Source organism: Bradyrhizobium sp. CCBAU 21365, from assembly GCF_015291305.1.
GTDB lineage: Bacteria > Pseudomonadota > Alphaproteobacteria > Rhizobiales > Xanthobacteraceae > Bradyrhizobium > Bradyrhizobium elkanii.
Map to the genome: position 1 here is coordinate 4605789 of NZ_CP030036.1, position 19821 is coordinate 4625609.

Below are 19821 nucleotides of genomic sequence, written 5' to 3' on the forward strand. Positions count from 1 at the left end.
GTGGCCCGGTCTCCCGATCCGTCGTACAATATTTCATCGGTTGGGTTGAGAGCCATGGTGCAGGAGCGGCCATTCCCTGTCGAGCGCAGGTTGTCGGCGATATTGGCCGCCGATGTGGCTGGCTATTCGCGGCTCATGCACGATGACGAGGAGGCGACACACGCCAAATTGACCGCGCTCTTTGCGGACGCTGTTGTGCCAGCAATCGCTGAACACGGTGGCCGTATCGTGAAGAACACCGGCGATGGGTTCTTGGCGGAGTTTACAAGCTCAGTTGAGGCTGTCCGAGCCGCCGTACAGTTTCAGGCCCGCATCAAGGAATTAACAATCCAAGAGAAGGAAGAAAGGTGCGTTGCCTTCCGCGTGGGAGTTAACATCGGCGACGTAATCGTCGAGGCCCATGACATATTCGGGGACGGCGTCAACATCGCAGCGCGGCTTGAAGGCATCGCAGAGCCTGGCGGCATCTGCATCTCGTCTTCTGCCTACGATCAAGTGCGAGGCAAGGTCGGCGTTGAGTTCGTCGATTTGGGCGATCAGAACTTCAAAAACATCACCCGCCCGGTCCGGACATATGCTGCGATCTGGGATGAACCCGGCCCAGCGACACGGTCTCACCGCACCGGATCGAGCGCCCTTTCACCGCCTCGTCTTTCCATCGTTGTGCTGCCATTCGCCAACCTCAGCGGCGATCCCGAACAGGACTATTTCATCGATGGTGTAGCCGAGAACTTAACAACAGACTTGTCGCGCATCGGTGGCTTGTTCGTAATCGCCCGGAATAGCGCGTTCTCGTACAAGGGCAAAGCAATCGACGTACGGCAAGTCGGCCGCGAGCTGAACGTCCGGTACGTGCTAGGAGGTTCCATGCAGCTCAGCGGCAAGCGGCTTCGAGTGAACGTGCAGCTCATCGATGCCGAAAGCCGCAAACATCTTTGGGCTGAGCGCTTCGAAAAACCTGTCGCCGATCTTTTCGATATGCAGGACGAAATCGTATCGAGGCTCGCCAACTCGTTTGGTGCCCAACTCTTTGTAGTCGAGGCACGAAAAGCGGAGCGGTTGCGGCATCCCGACGCGATAGACCTGTTCTTTCAGGGTACTGCCTGCTTCTACAAGGGGCCGACCCTTGAGCATGCGACCCGGGCGCGCGGCTTTTTTGAGCGTGCTTTGGCGATCGATCCCCAAGGGGTCGGAGCGGCTTGGGCGTTGATCGGCATGGCAAACGTCGATCTGACAGTGGGAGCCGACCTGCTAACGGACGAACGAGCCGCGCTTCTTTCGGCAGCCGAAGCGAACGCGATCAAAGCACGCTCACTAGCTCCCAACATTGCCGCGGCTCGCCTGATACTGGCACTCGTCTACGTCAATACAAACCGCGCCGCGCAGGGAATTACCGAATGCGAGCAGGCATTAGCACTTGATCGCAATTTGGCTTATGCTCATGGCGTTATCGGTTTAGCCAAATTCTATATGGGTCGTGCTACCGAGACTGAAGGCCATGTACTCGAGGCTCTCCGTCTGTCCCCTCGCGATCTCGTTGCCAACCGGCTTATGCGCTTTGTGGGCATGGCAAAGCTACAGCTCGGTGCGGATGCCGAAGCCGTCAGTTGGCTGCGACGAAGCATTGAGGCCAACGGCACTCATCCTCTCGCCCATTTTTCGCTTGCCGCTGCCTTGGGCTTGCTCGGCGCGCTGGATGAGGCGCGAACTGCTGCGAAAGCGGGATTTGCGCTCAACCCAAGCTTTACGATCCGCCGCTTGCGCGCCGCCAAGATAAGCGACAATCCTATTTATCTCGCGGGACAAGAGCGTCTTTGCGAGGGCATGCGCGTAGCCGGAGTGCCGGAGGGGTGATGTCGGAGATGGGCACGAGGCGACATCCCAGACTTTAGGTCGCGTGTCTGGGTGCGACGAGGCTGCTAACGTTCATCAGCGTCGCAGCGCCGGGACCACCAGGAACGGGATCAGGCCGAGCACCACATTGACCAGCGCGAAGGCGATCAGCGGATTGTAGCTGTGGGTCCAGTCGTGGATCAGGCCGCCGCCCCATGAGCCAAGGCCGGAGCCGAGGCCGCTGCCGATCATGATCGTGCCGTAGATCGTGCCGACGCGCTCGCCGCGGAAGATCTTCAGCGCGGTCGCCGTGATCAGCGGACCGCGCGAGCCGATCATGCTGCCGAAGCAGATGATGAAGCCGGTCAGCAGCCAGTAGTTCGGATACCACTGCAGCAGCCAGAGCAGAATGATGCCGAGGATCGAAACGCCATAGCTGAACAATACGCTCGGACGGCGGCCGATGATGCCGTCGAGGGTGGACACGCCGAGCATGCCGACGAACAGCGCGACGCCGGAGAAGCCCCAGGCGGTTGCCGCCTGCAGCGGCGGGAAGCCGACATCGATCAGATAGGCGACGATCTGCGCGGTCAGCGCATACATCGCGATCGCGGTGAAGAAGAAGGTCGAGAACAGCGCCCAGAAGGCATGGTGGCGCATCGCGCTGAGCAGCGTCCAGCCTTCGTCGGCCAAGCTGCTTTCCGACTTCCGGACGATATGTGGCGATCCGCCGGCGAGCAGCCGCCACGGCAGAAAGACCAGCGGAACAAGCAGGCAGAGCGCGCCGATGCCGAACACCTGATAGGCCTCGCGCCAGCCGATCCGGTCGATCAGAACCTGCGACAGCGGCAACAGCAGCAACAGGCCCGCGCCGGTCGCCGAATACATCACGGCCATCGCGGTCGGCAGGCGTGGTCCGAACCAGCGGCCGAGCAGGATCGAATTCGACACATTGCCGATCAGCGCGGTGCCGAAACCGACGCAGAGTCCGACGCTGAGCTGGAATTGCCAGAGCTCTCGCGCGCGTGAAGCAACGAGGAATGCACAACCGAGCAGCGACAGGCCCAGCGCATAGACCACGCGCGGACCCGAGCGGTCGAACAGGCGCCCGACCAGCGGCGCGGTCAGGCCGCTGGCGAGCCAGGTCAGCGAGTAGACCGACACCACAGAGGCACGGTCCCAGCCGAAATTTTCCGAGATCGGTTTCAGGAAAACGGTGAAGCTGTCGCTAAGGCCGCGCCCGAGCACCGACAGCACGAAGCAGAGCGCGAGTACGTTCAGCGCGACGCGGGACTGCTTCGCCGGCGTTGCAAGCGTGTCGTTCGGAGGCGTGGTCTGCTGGTCCATCGCATTCTTTTCGAGCGCGACCGGACGCAAAACCGGAAGTCCACTTTTGCTGATCGCGCTCGGGCAGGGAGCGCGCTTTCCGCACTCCCTGCAACCGACAAATGCGAATGCGCCTATGCAGGCTTCAGCAGGACGTGGCGCTTCTTGCCGAGCGACAGTTTCACCACGCCTTCCGGCGTGAGATCGGCCGAACTCAGCAGCATCTTCTCGTCGGTCACGGCAGCGTCGTTGACGCGCAGGCCGCCGCCCTTGATCTGCCGGCGCGCTTCGCCGTTGGAAGCGACGAGCTCGGCCTTGACGAAGGCGACGAGCACGCCGACGCCGGCTTCAAATTCGCCGCGCGGAATTTCCACCGTCGGCAAGGTTTCGGCCAGCGCACCTTCCTCGAAGGTGCGGCGCGCGGTCTCGGCGGCTTCGTTCGCTGCATCGCGGCCATGGAGCAGGGCGGTCGCCTCGGTCGCCAGCACCTTCTTGGCCTCGTTGATCTCGCCGCCGGCCAGCGTCGCAAGCTTGCTGATCTCGCTCATCGGCAGGATGGTGAACAGCTTGAGGAACTTGACGACGTCGGCGTCCTCGACATTGCGCCAGTACTGCCAGAAATCGTAGGGCGAGAACTGGTCGGCGTTGAGCCACACCGCGCCCTTGGCGGTCTTGCCCATCTTGTCGCCGGAGGCGGTGGTGAGCAGCGGCGTGGTCAGCGCGAACAGTTGCGGCGTGCCCATGCGGCGGCCGAGATCGACGCCGTTGACGATATTGCCCCACTGGTCGGAGCCGCCCATCTGCAGCCGGCAGCCGGCGCGGCGCGACAGCTCGACGAAGTCGTAGGCCTGGCAGACCATGTAGTTGAACTCGATGAAGCTCATCTCCTGCTCGCGCTCGAGCCGGAGCCGCACCGAGTCCATGGTCAGCATGCGGTTGACCGAGAAGTGCCGGCCGATGTCGCGCAGCATCTCGATCCAGTTCAATCTGGTCAGCCACTCGGCGTTGTCGAGCATGATGGCGTCGGAGTGTCCGTCGCCATAGCGCAGCACCTTGGCGAACACGCCGCGGATCGAGGCCTTGTTGGCCTCGATCTCCGCAACCGTGCGCATTGCGCGCGTCTCGTCCTTGCCGGAGGGGTCGCCGACCATCGTGGTACCGCCGCCCATCAGAGTGATCGGCTTGTTGCCGCTCTGCTGCAGCCAGTACAGCATCATCATGGTCAGGAAGTTGCCGATGTGCAGCGACGGCGCGGTGCAGTCATAGCCGACATAGGCGGTCGCCTGGCCCTTCGCGGCAAGCGCGTCGAGGCCCTCGAAATCGGAGCACTGGTGGACGAAGCCGCGTTCCTGTAAAGTGTTCAGGAAATCCGATTTAAATGCAGTCATTTGTCGGCCAGCCAGCTCATTCTGTTTTTACGGTTTTTGCATCAATTTGCGGAACCTTGGCGCTGAGGCTGCCGCAGGCGGACGCGCAGTGGCATTATAGGATGTACTTGTTTGAGACAAGCCGGGGGTTCCCGGCTGGGGCGCTTCCAACATGATGTTAACGGCACTCGGTCTGATGAGCGGTACCTCGCTCGACGGGGTCGACGTGGCATTGATCGAGACCGATGGCCGTCAGATCAAGTCTTTCGGACCCTCGGGCTATCGGCCTTATACCGAAGGCGAGCGCAGTCTGCTGCGCCAGGCGCTGACGGAGGCGGTTCATCTGTCGCAGCGCGACGCCCGGCCGGGGATTTTGCGGCAGGCCGAGCAGGCCGTCACCACGGCCCATGCCGAGGCGGTCGCCAGCTTCACGGCGCAGCACCGGATCTCCGCCCAGGACATCGACATCGTCGGGTTCCATGGCCAGACCGTGCTGCATCGCCCCGAGCGCAGGCTCACGGTGCAGATCGGCGATGCCCTGGCGCTCGCCAAGGTGATCCACATTCCGGTGATGCACGATTTCCGCGCCGCCGACGTCGAGGCCGGCGGGCAGGGCGCGCCGTTCGTGCCGGTCTACCACCGGGCGCTGGTGCAATCGCTGAACCGCGAGGGGCCGATCGTCGTCGTCAATATCGGCGGCGTCTCCAACATCACCTATATCGACGGCACGGACACGCTGATCGCCTGCGACACCGGGCCGGGCAATGCGCTGCTCGACGACTTCATGTTCCGCCAGATGCACCAGCCGTTCGACACCGCCGGCAAGTTCGCCGCGCTCGGCAAACCGGACGAGGCCTGGATCGCACAGGCGTTGAAGCTGCCGTTCTTTGCGCTGCCGCCGCCGAAATCGCTCGACCGCAACGACTTCGCCAGCCTCAAGCTCGGCGCCGTGGCGCCGGCCGATGGCGCCGCGACGCTGACCGCCTTCACTGCCGCCGCCATCGCTCGCATCGTGCCGCTGCTGCCGAAACGGCCGAAAAGCTGGATCATCTGCGGCGGCGGCGCCTCCAACCTCACGATGCTGCGGATGCTGCGCGAGCGGCTGGCGCCGGCGACCGTCGAGCCGGCCGAGGCGCTCGGCTGGGCGGCGGATGCGATCGAGGCGCAGGCGTTCGGCTTCCTCGCCGCGCGCGGCATGAAGGGCCTGCCGCTGAGCTACCCTGCCACCACGGGGGTGCCGATCCCGATGACCGGGGGCATTATCGCGCGACCGTGATTTAGATGCAAATGCATCTACCTTGACAGTTCCATGCCGTTGCATTTAATTCGATGCAGTTGCATTGAACGCGAGGTTCGTCATGGCCGCCCTGAAACTGATCAGCCACAAGCTCTGCCCCTATGTACAACGCGCGGTGATTGCGCTGCGTGAGAAGGGCGTGCCGTTCGAGCGGATCGACATCGATCTCGCCAACAAGCCGGACTGGTTCCTGAAGATCTCGCCGCTCGGCAAGGTGCCGGTGCTGGTGGTGACGCGCGACGACGGCAAAGAGGTCGCGCTGTTCGAGAGCAACGTGATCTGCGAGTACATCGAGGAGACGCAGGCGGGGGCGAAGCTGCACCTACAGGATCCTCTTGTCCGCGCCGAGCATCGCGCCTGGATGGAGTTCGGCTCGGCCATTCTCGGCGACCTCTGGGGGCTCGAGACCGCCACCGATGCCGCGGCCTTCGAGAGCAAGCGGCAGGCGGTCGCGGCAAAATTCGCGCGCGTCGAGGCTGCGCTCGGCGCCGGTCCGTTCTTCGCCGGCCAGAATTTCAGTCTGGTGGATGCGGTATTCGCGCCGATCTTCCGCTATTTCGATTTGTTCGACCAGCTGACCGATCTCGCGGTGTTCACGCACACGCCAAAACTTCGCGCCTGGCGCAGCGCGCTGGCACAGCGGCCGAGCGTACGCAGTGCGGTGTCGCCTGACTATCCGGCGCTGCTGCACGCGTTCCTGGTCGGCCACCGCGCGCATATGCTGAAGCTTGCCGCGTAAGCCATGTCGCACTCGGTTGCCTGGATCGCGCTCGTCGTCGCCGGCCTGCTGGACGTCGGCTGGGCGATTTCGATGAAATATGCCGAAGGCTATACGCGACTCGGCTGGACGCTGGTCTCGCTGCTGCTGCTCGCCGCCTTCGTGTTCCTGCTCGGACGCGCGCTGCAGGTGCTCGGCGTCGGCGTCGCCTACACGGTGTGGACCGGCATCGGCGCGGCGGGCACGCTGGCCATGGGCGTGCTGCTGTTCAACGAGGCGCTCAACCCGATGAAAGTCGCGGGAATCGTGTTCGTGCTGATCGGCATCGCCGCACTGAAGCTGGCACCGGAATGAGAGTAGGGACCGTAGCCCGGATGAGCGCAGCGATATCCGGGTTCTTGTCGGCCGCGACCCGCATGTCGCTTCGCTCATGCGGGCTACAAGGTCGGCGTCGTCAGCGCACGTTGGCGAGACGCATGTCGAGATAGCCGGTCACCGTCTCCATCAGCGGCTCGAGCTTGCCGTCGAAGAAGTGGTTGGCGCCGGGGATGACCTGCTGGTCGATCACGATGCCCTTCTGCGTCTTCAGCTTCTCGACCAGCGTGTTGACGTCCTTGGGCGGCACCACGGCATCCTTGTCGCCGTGCACGATCAGGCCCGACGACGGGCAGGGCGCGAGGAACGAGAAGTCGTAGAGATTGGCGGGCGGCGCGATCGAGATGAATCCCTCGACCTCCGGCCGGCGCATCAGAAGCTGCATGCCGATCCAAGCGCCGAACGAGAAACCCGCAACCCAGCAGGCGCGCGCCTCCGGATTGATCGCCTGCGCCCAGTCGAGCGCGCTCGCGGCGTCGGACAATTCGCCGGTGCCGTGATCGAACGAGCCCTGGCTGCGGCCGACGCCACGGAAGTTGAAGCGCAGCACCGAGAAGCCGCGATGCGCGAACGCGTAGTAGCACTGATAGACGATCTGGTGGTTCATCGTGCCGTGGAACTGCGGATGCGGATGCAGGATCATCGCAATCGGCGCGTTCTTCTGCTTGGCCGGGTGGTAGCGGCCCTCGAGGCGGCCAGCAGGGCCGGTGAAAATGACTTCAGGCATTGTGTTCCCTTGATTGACGCGTTCCCTTGATTGACGTCGATCAATCAACCGGTTGGAGCCATCTTCAGCGACGGTTCGCGAACAGAGCAGCTCGTGATGAAATCGGCGCAGGCACCGCCGCGCGGCACGCTGGAGGCCTTCTAGCATGACGCAAGGGGCAAAAATCAAGGAAATTGTGCCGCTTGGCGGTCGCGAATCCGCGTCGCGTTGCGCGCGTTGCCGACGCGGCGGCGGCGATCCGGATCGACACGCCGGATTGCTTCGAAGGCTACCTGAAGTTTCAGTCCGTCATAATGCTATCGCGCTCGGGGGACCGCGAACGCCGTGTCTGGCGGCAGCAAGGCTCCTGGCGCGCGTGAAAAATCTCCCGTGCCGGTGACGTCTGATCTGGTCTCGGTCGTCAACTGTCGTTATCTCGCAGTGAAGGCCGCAACCACGGTGGTTGCCGCGGATAGCTCCATGGCCGATCGCGTCTATCTCGACTGGAATGCCACCACGCCGCTTCGCCAGGAGGCGAAGACGGCGATGGCTGCGGCGTGGGAATTGATCGGCAACCCGTCCTCGGTGCACAGCGAGGGACGGCGGGCGCGACGGCTGCTTGAGGATGCCCGCAATGCCGTGGCGCAGGCGGTCGGCGGCCGGCCGCAGGACGTGGTGTTTCTGTCCGGTGGGACCGAAGCCAATGCGCTCGCACTGACGCCGGGCTTGCGCCGCGCTGCGGGCGTGCCGGTGCGGCGGCTCCTGGCATCGGCGATCGAGCATGCGTCCGTGCTCGCGGGCGGTCGGTTTGCGACGGAGGCGACCGCCGCAATCCACGTCACGCGTGCCGGTGTGATCGATCTCAACCATCTGCGCGCAGTGCTGGCCGATGGTCCGCCGGCGCTGGTCTCGGTGATGCTGGCGAACAACGAGACCGGTGCCATTCAGCCGGTGGCGGACGTTGCCGCAATCGTCCATGCGGCTGGCGGGCTGCTGCATGTCGATGCGATCCAGGCGTTCGGCAAGATCCCGTTCGATCTGGCCTCGACGCAGGCCGACCTGGTGACGCTGTCGGCACACAAGATCGGCGGACCGAAGGGCGCAGGCGCACTGGTCCTCGCCGAGGGTGTCGAGGGTTTGGAGGCGTTCCTGCGCGGCGGCGGGCAGGAGCTCGGGCGGCGGGCAGGGACCGAGAATATCGCCGGCATCGCCGGGTTCGGTGCGGCCGCCAAGGCCGCGATGGCGGTGCTGAAGGCCGATGCAGCCCGCGTCAGGGGGCTGCGCGACCGGCTCGAGCATGGGCTGCGGCAGACGCCGGACGTGCTGGTGTTCTCCGATGACGTCAAGCGGTTACCTAATACCGTTCTGTTCACGGCGCCCGGTATGAAGGCCGAGACGGCGGTCATCGGGTTCGACCTTGGGGGAATCGCGGTCTCGTCCGGTTCTGCCTGCTCGTCGGGCAAGGTCCAGCCATCCCACGTGCTAGAGGCAATGGGATACCGTTCGGAGGTGTCCCAGGGAGCGGTGCGGCTTAGTCTTGGCTGGTCTACCACGGAGACAGACGTGGATTTGACCCTCAAGGCTTGGCGAAAGCTCGCCGATACCTTAGTTAAGGGGGAACGACGAAACACAGCTTGAACTGTTCTAAGCGGATTTCGTCATCAAAGCATCGTAAGAGATTTTCGGAACTTGATATCCACCGCGGTCCTTGAAACCGCGAGCGGAGGATTGAATGCCTGCTGTACAAGAGACGGTCGAGCGCGTCCGGCGCATCGACGTCGACCAGTATCGATATGGGTTTGAGACGCTGATCGAGTCCGACAAGGCCCCGAAGGGGCTGTCGGAAGACACCGTCCGCTTCATCTCCGCAAAGAAGAATGAACCGGCCTGGATGCTGGAATGGCGCCTGGAGGCGTATCGCCGCTGGCTGACCATGACCGAGCCGACCTGGGCGCGCGTCGACTATCCGAAGATCGACTACCAGGACATCTACTACTACGCGGCGCCGAAGCCGAAGAAGACGCTGTCCTCGATCGACGAGATCGATCCGGAAATCCTTAAGACCTACGAGAAGCTCGGCATCCCCCTGCGCGAGGTCGCGATCCTCGAGGGCGTCGAGCCGCCGCCCGGCGGTGAGCAGACGCCGAACCGCAAGATCGCGGTCGATGCCGTGTTCGATTCGGTTTCGGTCGCGACCACCTTCCAGAAGGAGCTGAAGGCGGCCGGCGTGATCTTCATGCCGATCTCGGAGGCGATCCGCGAGCATCCCGAGCTGGTGCAGAAATATCTCGGCACCGTGGTGCCGACCTCGGACAATTACTTCGCGACATTGAATTCGGCTGTGTTCTCCGACGGCTCGTTCGTCTACGTGCCGCCGGGCGTGCGCTGTCCGATGGAGCTGTCGACCTATTTCCGCATCAACGAGCGCAACACCGGCCAGTTCGAGCGCACGCTGATCATCGCCGACAAGGGCTCCTACGTCTCCTATCTCGAGGGCTGCACCGCGCCGCAGCGCGACGAGAACCAGCTGCACGCCGCCGTGGTCGAGCTCGTCACGCTCGACGACGCCGAGATCAAGTATTCGACGGTGCAGAACTGGTACCCGGGCAACTCGGAAGGCAAGGGCGGCATCTACAATTTCGTCACCAAGCGTGGCGACTGCCGCGGCAAGAACTCCAAGATCTCCTGGACCCAGGTCGAGACCGGCTCGGCGATCACCTGGAAATATCCGAGCTGCATCCTGCGCGGCGACAATTCGAGCGGCGAGTTCTACTCGATCGCGATCTCGAACGGTTTCCAGCAGGTCGATAGCGGAACCAAGATGATCCATCTCGGCAAGAACACGTCGAGCCGGATCATCTCCAAGGGCATCGCCGCCGGCAAGTCGCAGAACACCTATCGCGGTCTCGTCAGCGCCCATCGCAAGGCCACCGGCGCGCGCAACTACACCGCCTGCGACTCGCTTCTGATCGGCGACAAATGCGGCGCGCACACCGTGCCCTATGTCGAGGCCAAGAATTCCTCGGCGACGTTCGAGCATGAGGCGACGACGTCGAAGATTTCCGAGGACGTGCTGTTCTACTGCATCCAGCGCGGGCTCTCGCAGGAAGAGGCCGTCGGCCTCGTCGTCAATGGCTTCGTGAAGGACGTGCTGCAGCAACTGCCGATGGAGTTCGCGGTGGAAGCGCAGAAGCTGATCTCGATCAGCCTTGAAGGTTCGGTTGGCTAATCCATCCCGCCAACGGCGCGGCCGACGCGCCTTTCGGGTGATGCTCAGGAAAAATCAGATGTCTCTGCTTGAAGTGAAAGATCTCAAGGTTCGTGTCGAGGAGCGTGAGATCCTCCACGGGCTGTCGCTCACGGTGAACCCGGGCGAGGTGCACGCGATCATGGGGCCGAACGGCTCGGGCAAGTCGACGCTGTCCCACGTCATCGCCGGCAAGCCGGGCTATGAAGTGACCGGCGGCCAGATCCTGTTCCGTGGCGAGGACCTCCTGGAGATGGAGCCGAACGAGCGCGCCGCCAAGGGCGTGTTCCTGGCGTTCCAGTATCCGGTCGAGATTCCCGGCGTCACCACCTGGAATTTCCTGCACGCGGCGCTCAACGCCCAGCGCAAGGCGCGCGGCGAGGACGAGATCTCGTCGCCGGCCTTCCTCAAGAAGGTCCGCGAAGTCGCCAAGTCGCTGAACATCCCGCAGGACATGCTGAAGCGCGGCGTCAATGTCGGCTTCTCCGGCGGCGAAAAGAAGCGCAACGAGATCCTGCAGATGGCGCTGTTCGAGCCGGCCGTCTGCATCCTCGACGAAATGGATTCCGGCCTCGACATCGACGCGCTGCGGATCGCGGCCGACGGCGTCAACGCACTGCGCTCGCCGGAGCGCGCGATGGTCGTGATCACCCACTATCAGCGGCTGCTCAATTACATCGTGCCCGACTTCGTGCACGTGATGTCGAAGGGCCGGGTGGTGAAAAGCGGCGGCAAGGAGCTGGCGCTGGAGCTGGAAGAGTGCGGTTACACGCAGTTCGAAGACGCTGCCTGACAAACACGGGTTTTGTGATGAACGTTGTTGCAAAGACCGAGACCGGGCGCGCGCTGGGCGATGCATTCGCCGTGGTGCGCGACCGTTTGCCCGGCGAGGGCAAGATCGCCGATCAGCGGCGCCAGGCCTTCGAGGCTTATGAACGATCAGGCCTGCCGCATCGCCGGATCGAGGACTGGAAATACACCGACCTGCGCGCGCTGATGCGCGAAGTGCTGCCGCTCGCGGCGTCGCCGGATGATGCCGCGCTGAGCCGCGCCAGGGCCGTCGTACAGGCCCGCGCGATCGAAGGCGTCCGGCGCCTGGTGCTGGTCGACGGCGCGTTCGCGTCTGATCTCTCCGATTGGCGGGATCTGGAGAAAGGGCTCTCGATCAATCCGCTGCGCCTCGCGCTGGAAGCCGGCGACGAGATCGTCGCGACGCAGGCTCTCGCGTCCGATATCGCCAACCCCATGGTCGCGCTGAACGGCGCGATGGCGACCGACGGGGTCGTCATCGACGTCGCCGACGGCACGGTGCTGACCCAGCCACTGCACATCGTGCATGTCGCATCCGGCACGGCCCCGGCCTCGACGTTCACGCGCTCGCTGCTCCGGCTCGGCCGCGATGCCGGCGTGACGCTGGTGGAGAGCTATCTCGCCGCCGACGGCGCCAGGGCCTACCAGACCCATGACGGACTGGTCGTTGCGATCGGCGACAATGCACGGCTCGATCACGTGCGCCTGGTCGAGGACAGCGTCGATGCCTTCAACATTTCCTCGGCGACGGTGTCGCTTGGCGCGCATGCCCATTTCAACACCTTCGGCCTGACCTCGGGCGGGCACGTCAGCCGTTACCAGCTGACGGTGACCTGCAGCGGCGAGGGCTCGAAGGTCGAGACCAACGGCGTCAATCTGATCAACGGCAAGCAGCACGCCGACACCACGCTGTTCTTGGATCACGCGGTGCCGCACTGTGCGAGCCGCGAGATCTTCCGCGCCGTGGTCGACGACCGCGCCCATTCGGTGTTCCAGGGCCGCATCATCGTCCGCCCCGACGCGCAGAAGACCGACGCCAAGATGATGACCCGTGCGCTGCTGCTGTCCGACGACGCGGAGGCCGACAACAAGCCCGAGCTCGAGATCTTCGCCGACGACGTCACCTGCGGTCACGGTGCGACCACCGGCGCGCTCGACGAGAGCCTGCTGTTCTACATGCGCGCCCGCGGACTGCCCGAGAAGGAAGCGCAGGCGCTCCTGATCCAGGCCTTCGTCGGCGAGGCGATCGAGTCCATCGCCAGCGACACGTTGCGCGAGGTCGCAATCGCCACCGCGCAGCGCTGGCTTCAGGCGAGGGCGTGAGCATGCACAAGGCGGTCGCCAACGGCAGTTACGACGTCGCTTTGGTGCGGCAGGATTTCCCGGCGCTCGCCATGCAGATCTACGGCAAGCCGCTGGTCTATCTCGACAACGCGGCCTCGGCGCAGAAGCCGAATGCGGTGCTCGACCGCATGACCGAGGCCTACAAGAGCGAATACGCCAACGTGCATCGCGGCCTGCATTACCTCGCCAATGCCGCGACGGAGGCCTATGAGGGCGCCCGCGGCAAGGTCGCGAAGTTCATCAATGCCCGTCGCAGTGAAGAGATCGTCTTCACCCGCAACGTCACCGAGGCGATCAATCTGGTGGCGTCGTCCTGGGGCGGGATGAACATCAAGGAGGGCGACGAGATCGTCCTTTCGATCATGGAGCACCACTCCAACATCGTGCCGTGGCACTTCCTCAGGGAACGCCATGGTGCCGTGATCAAGTGGGCGCCGGTCGACGACGAGGGCAACTTCCTGATCGAGGAGTTCGAAAAGCTCCTGACGCCGCGCACCAAGATCGTCGCGATCACCCAGATGTCGAACGCGCTCGGCACGCTGGTTCCGGTCAAGGACGTGATCCGGCTGGCGCACGCCCGCGGCATCCCGGTGCTGGTCGACGGCGCACAGGGCGCGGTGCACCTGCCGATCGACGTCCAGGACCTCGATTGCGATTTCTACGCCTTCACCGGCCACAAGGTGTACGGACCGACCGGCATCGGCGCGCTCTATGCCAAGCACGAGCATCTGGTGGCGATGCGGCCGTTCAACGGCGGCGGCGAGATGATCCGTGAGGTGGCCAAGGACTGGGTCACCTATGGCGATCCGCCGCACAAGTTCGAGGCCGGCACGCCGCCGATCGTCGAGGCGATCGGGCTCGGCGCTGCGATCGACTACGTCAATTCGATCGGCAAGGAGCGCATCGCCGCGCATGAGCATGAGCTGCTCACCTATGCGCAGGAGCGCCTGCGCGAGATCAACTCGCTGCGCGTGATCGGAACCGCCCGCAACAAGGGACCGGTGATCTCGTTCGAGATGAAGGGCGCGCATCCCCACGATGTCGCGACCGTGATCGATCGTCAGGGCATTGCGGTGCGCGCCGGCACGCATTGCGTGATGCCGCTTTTAGAGCGGTTCAACGTCACGGCCACCTGCCGCGCATCCTTCGGGATGTATAATACTAGGGAAGAAGTCGACCATCTGGCGCAGGCGCTGATCAAGGCGCGGGAATTGTTCGCATGACCGATACAGCCGAAGTCAAGACGGCCACCATGGAAACCACCTCGGCACTGCCGGCGGAGGAGACCGAGCGCATGAGCGGCGAGATCGTCGCGGCGCTGAAGACGGTGTTCGACCCGGAGATCCCGGCTGACATCTACGAGCTCGGCCTGATCTACAAGGTCGATCTCAAGGATGATCGCTCGGTCGACATCATGATGACGTTGACCACGCCGAACTGCCCGGCCGCGGGCGAGCTGCCGCAGATGGTGGAGAACGCCGTTGCCAGCGTTCCCGGCGTCGGCGTCGTCAACGTCAACCTGGTCTGGGATCCGGCCTGGACGCCGGACCGGATGTCGGACGAGGCGCGCCTCGTCCTCAATATGTGGTGATGCGTTAGGGGATTAGATTAGGCTTAGGCTCGACAAGATCGGCAATTGATTTGCCGCTGGGACTGACCACATGAGTGACATGACGCAAGCTTCACCAACCCCAGCCAAGCCGAAGCGGCCGCGCCCGCAGGTCATGCGACTGACCGATGCCGCGGCGGAGCGGATCACCGAGCTGACCAAGCGCGCCGACTCTGAGATCGTCGGGCTGCGCGTCGGCATCAAGAATGGCGGCTGCGCCGGGCAGTCCTATACCGTCGAATATGCCCACGAGATCCGCCCGACCGACGAAGTGGTCGAGGACAAGGGCGTGAAGATCCTGGTCGATCCGAAGGCCGTGCTGTTCCTGCTCGGCACCGAGATGGACTATGTGGCCGACAGGATGCAGGCCCAGTTCGTGTTCAATAACCCGAACCAGGTCTCCGCCTGCGGTTGCGGCGAATCGGTGCAGCTCAAGCCGGCCACGGTTTAGCTTTCGGCCTCCGCGCGCTCCGCCGTCATCCTGAGGAGCCGCGCGTTGGCGCGGCGTCTCGAAGGATGTGCGAGGGCACGAGAGTGGCCTCATAGGGTTCGAGACGCGCTGGCGCGCTCTTCACTATGAGCGGCAAGGGGGCGACGGCACATGGACCGCGAATTCCTCACCGACCTGTTCGCCGACTTCGGCCCGGTGACGCTGCGCCGGATGTTCTCCGGCTACGGCATCTCGGCTGACGGCACCAATTTCGCGCTCGCGCTGCGAGCCGGGCTTTACTTCCGTGCCGACGATCAGACCATTCCGCAATTCGAGGCGGAAGGCTGCGGGCCGTTCCAGTATCAGACGCGTTCCAGGACGGTGACGGTGAACTCCTACTGGCAGCTGCCGGCAAGGCTGTTCGATGATTCGGAAGACCTCGCGGTCTGGGCACGGTCGGCGCTCGGCGCCGCCCAGCGCGCCGCGCTGCGCAAGCGGCCGAGGAAACGAGCGGCTGCGCGAAAGTCGAAGGCGCCAGCGAAGAAGGTCGCCGCAAGGAAGGCCGCAGGGAAGAAGGTGGCGTCGAGCAAGGCGACTGCGAAGCAATCTTCGGCTCGGAAGAAGCGCACAGGAAAGAATCGGTCCCGATCCTGAGAGACCGTGAATGTATGCCTCTCGATGACGCAACATGCTCGATGTCGTCCCGGCTTTCGCCGGAACGACGAGGGGAGAGATTGCGCTCCCTGAAAGGATGAGCGAATTTGTCCATGTCATTGCGAGGAGCATGGGCGACGAAGCAATCCGCAGAGCCGCATATGCGGCTCACGCCACGCGGGTCTGGATCTCGGTGCTGTATTCCGGATCGGCCTCGCAGATCACACGGTTGCGGCCGGCGCGCTTGGCGGCATAGAGGCAGGCGTCGGCGCGCTCGATCAGCGAGTCCGTATCGTCGGACGGCTTCAGCATGGAGACGCCGACCGAGATCGTGACACGGCCGAGGATCTCGCCGGTCGACTTCTTCTTCAGCTCCTTGGCCATCACGGCGCGGCGGATGTGGTCGGCGACCGTCAGCGCCTGCCGCAGCGCCGTGTTGGGCAGCACCACGGCGAATTCCTCGCCGCCATAGCGGGCGGTGATGTCCTGGCCCTTGATGTTCTGCTTCAGCGACTGCGCCACCAGCCGCAGCACCTGATCGCCGGTGAGATGGCCGTAGGAGTCGTTGAACGACTTGAAGTGGTCGATGTCGAACATCAGGAGCGACAGCGGCTCGCCGCTGGCGAGCGCGGCCTGCACCGCCATGTCGATCGAGCGGTCGAAATATTTCCGGTTGCCGAGGCCGGTGAGCGGATCGGTCAGGCTCTCGGCGCGGATCGCCTCGAGGCTGTGTTGCAGGTCGCTGATCTCCGACTTCGACAGCGCGAGCCGGTTCTCCAGCGCCTGATTGGTCTCGCGCATCTCGCGCGTCGATTTTACCAGGCTATCGACGATTGCCTTGATGTGATCGCGGGTGGTCGCGCTCGCAAGCTTGTCGCTGGCGCCGACGAGGCTGGCGTCATAGGTCGCGGACACGCCGAGCGCGTCGGTGATCAGCTTCATGACGGCGTCGATCTCGCCGATGACGCGGGCGCCGACCTTGTCGATGCGGTCCGAGGTCTTGATGTGCGAAAGGTAGGTTTCGTAGATCTGCTCGAGATCGGATTCAGAGAGCTTGCCGCTGCGCGCCAGCGTCTCGTTGATGACCTTGTTGAGCGGCGCGTTGTATCCGGTCGCGTAGACGTACCAGATTTCATAGTTGCGGGGGACGGCGGTCTGGCGAAGCGAGCGGATCTGGCCAAGTGCGACTTCGGCAAAGGCCAACGTACGTTCGTGCTCGTCCAGCAGCTTGACCACTGTCACGTCCTCAATGCACGCAATGCCGATTAAGCCCGGCAGCAATGACTAAACTATTGGGGCGAGGGTACGGGACGAGAGTGAAGGCAAGGTAAACAGTGGAACTACGGGGAAGCCGGCTGCGACGACCATGCGGCGCGCCCGATCTTTATCCGCCTTGAGCGCCACTTTCGAACGCTTTTCGTTTGCTCGCAACTGCGATGCGCGACTGCACGCATTTGCTTCAAACGCTGCGGATCAGCGCGTGCGCCGGTCGCGGGTGGCAACAGAGCTTGCCTGGACTACCGCCGCCGCTGGCGCGGCGGCATCGGAGCAGGCCTTACGCGCGTGCGCGCACAGGTCGCAGCAGGAAGGCGGGCAGGTGCGAATGATCGGCGGGCTCGTGGTCCACCTCGCGCTGCGGCCGCCGTGGCTCGGCACGTCCGATCGACGGCACGTGCGACGGCGCGGCCTGCGGAGCCGAATTGCGGCCGTGGCGCGGTTCACGCTCCGGCTTCGCCGCACGCTCCTCGCGGGGCTCCCGCTCGTGACGCGTTTCGCGTTCACCGTGGCGCGGCTCGCGCTCACCGTGGCGCGCCTCGCGCTCACCGTGGCGCGCCTCGCGCTCACCGTGGCGCGCCTCGCGCTCACGGCGCGGCTTGCGGCCGCCGCGGGCACCATCGCGCGAACCTTCGCGGCCACGCGAGCGGCGCGGCGCGGCGTCCTCGTCGGAGGCTTCGCTGTGAACGGAGTAGTCGCCCTCGGTGCGCGGAATCTGCTGGCCGATCAGCTTCTCGATCGCGGCTATCGACTTGCTGTCGAGCGGCGTGACGATGGAGATCGCGGTACCGGTACGACCGGCGCGGCCGGTGCGGCCGATGCGATGGACGTAGTCGTCGGGGTGATGCGGCACATCGAAGTTGAAGACGTGGCTGACGGCGGGAATATCGAGGCCGCGGGCGGCGACGTCGGAGGCCACCAAGAGAGGCAGTTCGCCCTTGCGGAATTGATCAAGCGCGGCCATGCGGGCGCTCTGGTCCATGTCGCCATGCAGGGCGCCGACGCTGAAGCCGTGCTTCTGCAGTGACTTGTGAAGGACGGCGACTTCGCGCTTGCGATTGCAGAAGATAATCGCGTTGTTGAGGTCCTTGGCATCGCGCAGCAGGCGGCGGAGGATCTCGCGCTTCTCGTGCGGCTCGCGGCCCGCGGGCACCTGGGATTGGGTCACGGTCACCGCGGTCGTCGCGGGCTTGGAGACCTCGATCCGGGCCGGGTTGTGCAGGAAGGTCTCGGTGATGCGGCTGATTTCCGGCGGCATCGTCGCGGTGAAGAACAGGGTCTGCCGCGTGAACGGGACGAGCTTGCAGATGCGCTCGATGTCGGGGATGAAGCCCATGTCGAGCATGCGGTCGGCTTCGTCGATCACCAGCAACTCGACGCCGGTGAGCAGCAGTCCGCCGCGTTCGGTGTGGTCGAGCAGGCGGCCGGGTGTTGCGATCAGGACGTCGACGCCACGCATCAGCTTGGAGTCCTGGTCGCCGAACGAGACGCCGCCGATCAGCAGGGCGACGTTGAGCTTCTGGCCGGCGCCGTATTTGTCGAAGTTCTCCTTCACCTGCGCGGCGAGCTCGCGGGTCGGCTCGAGGATCAGGGTGCGCGGCATCCGTGCCCGGGCGCGGCCCTTCTCGAGGATCGTGAGCATCGGGAGAACGAAGGCAGCGGTCTTGCCGGTGCCGGTCTGGGCAATGCCGAGGACGTCGCGCCGCGCGAGAACGTGCGGGATTGCCTGTTCCTGGATGGGAGTGGGGGTGGTGTAACCGGTAGCCGCAACAGCGGCGAGGACCTTATCGGACAGGCCTAGATTGGAAAAAGACATTGAGCCTCTGGTCGAAACCGCCGTTCGGAATCGAAGGTAAAAGGCTGTCGCGTTCGGCCCCGAAACGGCTCGCTTTTCTATAAAGCTCGGGGGCTCTGACTAACGCTGACGGACGGCAAACCTGACGAATCGCGTTTCGATCCGAGGGCCGCGTTGCCTCGCAACATAGGGGCGAAACCGGTAAAGTCAATCTTGGAACCGGCCGGATAGCCCAAAAAGCTTAACGTTTTGGCTGAAATATGCGTCTTTTTCGTCATTTGGCGGTCAAATGAATCACGACCCCCGCCCCGGACGGCGAGGCCGCCGCGGGGGCTTCCGCGCTGTTTTTCATCCTGAATTCGCCGGGCGTCAGGCCTTCGGATGCGCTGAAGATCCGGTAGAAGGTGGCGAGGCTGCCGAACCCGCAAGTGAATGCGATATCAGCGATCGGCCGCGCCGGCTTCTCGCAAAGCAGCCGTCGGCTCTCGTTGAGGCGCTGGGCGGTGACGGTCTGCGAAAAGCTCGCTCCGGTCGCTTCGAACAGGACGTGCAGGTAGCGCACCGAGACGCCGAGCATCTCGGCGACCATCCCCGGCGACAGCGCTGGCTTTGCCAGGTGGCGCGTGATCAGGCGGCGCGCGAGGCTGAGCCGGCCGACGCGTAGCGCCTGCTGCGCGCGGCGGCTGCCCGGCCTGATCGCGCCGCGCTCGATCAGCGCAAGGTCCGCCACGATCTTGACCAGCGCAGGAATGCTCGCGGTATCACCGGCCTCGGTGGCCTCCTTGAAGTCGGCGAGACAGGCTTCGAGCAGCGGCGCCCAGCCGCGATTGCCGGTCGCCGGTGAGCCCTGACGGGCAGGCTCAGATGCCGGGATTTGATCCGCCCGCAGGTCCGCGGCATCGAGAGGAATGCGCGTCGCGCCTGGCGTTTCCTGGCTGTGATCCCCTTGCTTACCGCGCATCGTGACTGATCCCTCGCTCCGCATGAGAGCGCGCGTCGCCGGTAAGGAAATTTGCTGTGCCGAACCCGGACGAA

At 64.3% G+C, this 19821-nt stretch carries 18 protein-coding genes; 12 read left to right on the forward strand and 6 right to left on the reverse strand.

What is annotated here, in order from left to right; translation table 11 throughout:
- Positions 1–54: 54 nt before the first annotated feature.
- Positions 55–1854, forward strand: coding sequence for an adenylate/guanylate cyclase domain-containing protein (locus XI02_RS20995; RefSeq protein ID WP_018271439.1), 1800 nt, complete (start codon positions 55–57; stop codon positions 1852–1854).
- Positions 1855–1929: 75 nt separating this feature from the next.
- On the opposite strand, the gene XI02_RS21000 is transcribed toward XI02_RS20995, so the two are convergent.
- The gene (locus tag XI02_RS21000) at positions 1930–3180 is read right to left on the reverse strand and encodes an MFS transporter (protein WP_026192717.1); all 1251 of its coding nucleotides are present in this window, start codon (positions 3178–3180) and stop codon (positions 1930–1932) included.
- 113 nt (positions 3181–3293) lie between these two features.
- Complete coding sequence (gene tyrS, locus XI02_RS21005) at positions 3294–4547, reverse strand: tyrosine--tRNA ligase (RefSeq protein ID WP_016843209.1); 1254 nt, start codon at positions 4545–4547, stop codon at positions 3294–3296.
- A gap of 151 nt (positions 4548–4698) precedes the next feature.
- Between tyrS and XI02_RS21010 the strand changes: the two genes are divergently transcribed.
- From XI02_RS21010 to XI02_RS21020, 3 genes are all read left to right on the forward strand, one after another.
- On the forward strand, positions 4699–5802 hold the full coding sequence (locus XI02_RS21010; protein WP_026192718.1) for an anhydro-N-acetylmuramic acid kinase: 1104 nt from the start codon (positions 4699–4701) through the stop codon (positions 5800–5802).
- Positions 5803–5884: 82 nt separating this feature from the next.
- Entirely contained in the window at positions 5885–6562 is a 678-nt protein-coding gene (locus tag XI02_RS21015; RefSeq protein ID WP_018271442.1) for a glutathione S-transferase family protein, read from the forward strand.
- A gap of 3 nt (positions 6563–6565) precedes the next feature.
- Complete coding sequence (locus XI02_RS21020; protein WP_018271443.1) at positions 6566–6895, forward strand: multidrug efflux SMR transporter; 330 nt, start codon at positions 6566–6568, stop codon at positions 6893–6895.
- Positions 6896–6995: 100 nt separating this feature from the next.
- Here the strand turns inward: XI02_RS21020 and XI02_RS21025 are convergent, their stop codons facing one another.
- Positions 6996–7643: an alpha/beta hydrolase gene (locus XI02_RS21025; RefSeq protein ID WP_016843213.1), complete on the reverse strand. Its 648-nt coding sequence runs from the start codon at positions 7641–7643 to the stop codon at positions 6996–6998.
- Between the two features lie 459 nt (positions 7644–8102).
- Here XI02_RS21025 and XI02_RS21030 point away from each other — a divergent pair, with 459 nt between their 5' ends.
- The 8 genes from XI02_RS21030 to XI02_RS21065 all read left to right on the forward strand — a co-directional run bounded on the left by XI02_RS21030 (position 8103) and on the right by XI02_RS21065 (position 15716).
- Positions 8103–9260: a cysteine desulfurase family protein gene (locus XI02_RS21030; protein ID WP_172649176.1), complete on the forward strand. Its 1158-nt coding sequence runs from the start codon at positions 8103–8105 to the stop codon at positions 9258–9260.
- A gap of 94 nt (positions 9261–9354) precedes the next feature.
- Positions 9355–10851 (forward strand): Fe-S cluster assembly protein SufB, encoded by a 1497-nt coding sequence (sufB, locus tag XI02_RS21035; RefSeq protein WP_018271445.1) that lies wholly within the window; start codon positions 9355–9357, stop codon positions 10849–10851.
- 58 nt (positions 10852–10909) lie between these two features.
- Positions 10910–11662 carry a Fe-S cluster assembly ATPase SufC gene (gene sufC / locus XI02_RS21040; RefSeq protein ID WP_026192720.1) on the forward strand — a complete coding sequence of 251 codons (753 nt, stop codon included), beginning with the start codon at positions 10910–10912 and terminating at the stop codon, positions 11660–11662.
- A gap of 17 nt (positions 11663–11679) precedes the next feature.
- The gene (sufD, locus tag XI02_RS21045; protein ID WP_018271447.1) at positions 11680–13002 is read left to right on the forward strand and encodes a Fe-S cluster assembly protein SufD; all 1323 of its coding nucleotides are present in this window, start codon (positions 11680–11682) and stop codon (positions 13000–13002) included.
- Positions 12999–14246, forward strand: coding sequence for a cysteine desulfurase (locus XI02_RS21050; protein ID WP_018271448.1), 1248 nt, complete (start codon positions 12999–13001; stop codon positions 14244–14246). The genes sufD and XI02_RS21050 overlap by 4 nt, the downstream gene beginning before the upstream one ends.
- Entirely contained in the window at positions 14243–14614 is a 372-nt protein-coding gene (locus tag XI02_RS21055) for an SUF system Fe-S cluster assembly protein (RefSeq protein ID WP_016845787.1), read from the forward strand. The genes XI02_RS21050 and XI02_RS21055 overlap by 4 nt, the downstream gene beginning before the upstream one ends.
- Before the next feature lie 79 nt (positions 14615–14693).
- Positions 14694–15083 (forward strand): iron-sulfur cluster assembly accessory protein, encoded by a 390-nt coding sequence (locus tag XI02_RS21060; RefSeq protein WP_018271449.1) that lies wholly within the window; start codon positions 14694–14696, stop codon positions 15081–15083.
- Positions 15084–15233: 150 nt separating this feature from the next.
- Positions 15234–15716: a TfoX/Sxy family protein gene (locus XI02_RS21065; RefSeq protein ID WP_018271450.1), complete on the forward strand. Its 483-nt coding sequence runs from the start codon at positions 15234–15236 to the stop codon at positions 15714–15716.
- A 168-nt stretch (positions 15717–15884) separates the two neighbouring features.
- Here the strand turns inward: XI02_RS21065 and XI02_RS21070 are convergent, their stop codons facing one another.
- The 3 genes from XI02_RS21070 to XI02_RS21080 form a co-directional block, all read right to left on the reverse strand.
- Positions 15885–16952, reverse strand: a complete 1068-nt coding sequence (locus XI02_RS21070) for a GGDEF domain-containing protein (RefSeq protein ID WP_018271451.1) — start codon at positions 16950–16952, stop codon at positions 15885–15887.
- 319 nt (positions 16953–17271) lie between these two features.
- Positions 17272–18807: a DEAD/DEAH box helicase gene (locus XI02_RS21075; protein ID WP_018271452.1), complete on the reverse strand. Its 1536-nt coding sequence runs from the start codon at positions 18805–18807 to the stop codon at positions 17272–17274.
- 253 nt (positions 18808–19060) lie between these two features.
- Entirely contained in the window at positions 19061–19747 is a 687-nt protein-coding gene (locus tag XI02_RS21080; protein ID WP_244620860.1) for a helix-turn-helix transcriptional regulator, read from the reverse strand.
- Between the last annotated feature and the right edge of the window lie 74 nt (positions 19748–19821).

What these genes read in the sequence shown, in the direction of transcription:
- sufB (WP_018271445.1), top strand. Translation starts at nt 9,355, where the DNA reads ATGCCTGCTGTACAAGAGACGGTCGAGCGCGTCCGGCGCATCGACGTC.
- XI02_RS21055 (WP_016845787.1), top strand. Translation starts at nt 14,243, where the DNA reads ATGACCGATACAGCCGAAGTCAAGACGGCCACCATGGAAACCACCTCG.
- XI02_RS21080 (WP_244620860.1), bottom strand. Translation starts at nt 19,747, where the DNA reads ATGCGCGGTAAGCAAGGGGATCACAGCCAGGAAACGCCAGGCGCGACG.
- XI02_RS21000 (WP_026192717.1), bottom strand. Translation starts at nt 3,180, where the DNA reads ATGGACCAGCAGACCACGCCTCCGAACGACACGCTTGCAACGCCGGCG.
- XI02_RS21025 (WP_016843213.1), bottom strand. Translation starts at nt 7,643, where the DNA reads ATGCCTGAAGTCATTTTCACCGGCCCTGCTGGCCGCCTCGAGGGCCGC.
- XI02_RS21030 (WP_172649176.1), top strand. Translation starts at nt 8,103, where the DNA reads ATGGCCGATCGCGTCTATCTCGACTGGAATGCCACCACGCCGCTTCGC.
- XI02_RS20995 (WP_018271439.1), top strand. Translation starts at nt 55, where the DNA reads ATGGTGCAGGAGCGGCCATTCCCTGTCGAGCGCAGGTTGTCGGCGATA.
- sufC (WP_026192720.1), top strand. Translation starts at nt 10,910, where the DNA reads ATGTCTCTGCTTGAAGTGAAAGATCTCAAGGTTCGTGTCGAGGAGCGT.
- sufD (WP_018271447.1), top strand. Translation starts at nt 11,680, where the DNA reads ATGAACGTTGTTGCAAAGACCGAGACCGGGCGCGCGCTGGGCGATGCA.
- XI02_RS21015 (WP_018271442.1), top strand. Translation starts at nt 5,885, where the DNA reads ATGGCCGCCCTGAAACTGATCAGCCACAAGCTCTGCCCCTATGTACAA.
- XI02_RS21020 (WP_018271443.1), top strand. Translation starts at nt 6,566, where the DNA reads ATGTCGCACTCGGTTGCCTGGATCGCGCTCGTCGTCGCCGGCCTGCTG.
- XI02_RS21060 (WP_018271449.1), top strand. Translation starts at nt 14,694, where the DNA reads ATGACGCAAGCTTCACCAACCCCAGCCAAGCCGAAGCGGCCGCGCCCG.
- XI02_RS21010 (WP_026192718.1), top strand. Translation starts at nt 4,699, where the DNA reads ATGATGTTAACGGCACTCGGTCTGATGAGCGGTACCTCGCTCGACGGG.
- tyrS (WP_016843209.1), bottom strand. Translation starts at nt 4,547, where the DNA reads ATGACTGCATTTAAATCGGATTTCCTGAACACTTTACAGGAACGCGGC.
- XI02_RS21075 (WP_018271452.1), bottom strand. Translation starts at nt 18,807, where the DNA reads ATGTCTTTTTCCAATCTAGGCCTGTCCGATAAGGTCCTCGCCGCTGTT.
- XI02_RS21065 (WP_018271450.1), top strand. Translation starts at nt 15,234, where the DNA reads ATGGACCGCGAATTCCTCACCGACCTGTTCGCCGACTTCGGCCCGGTG.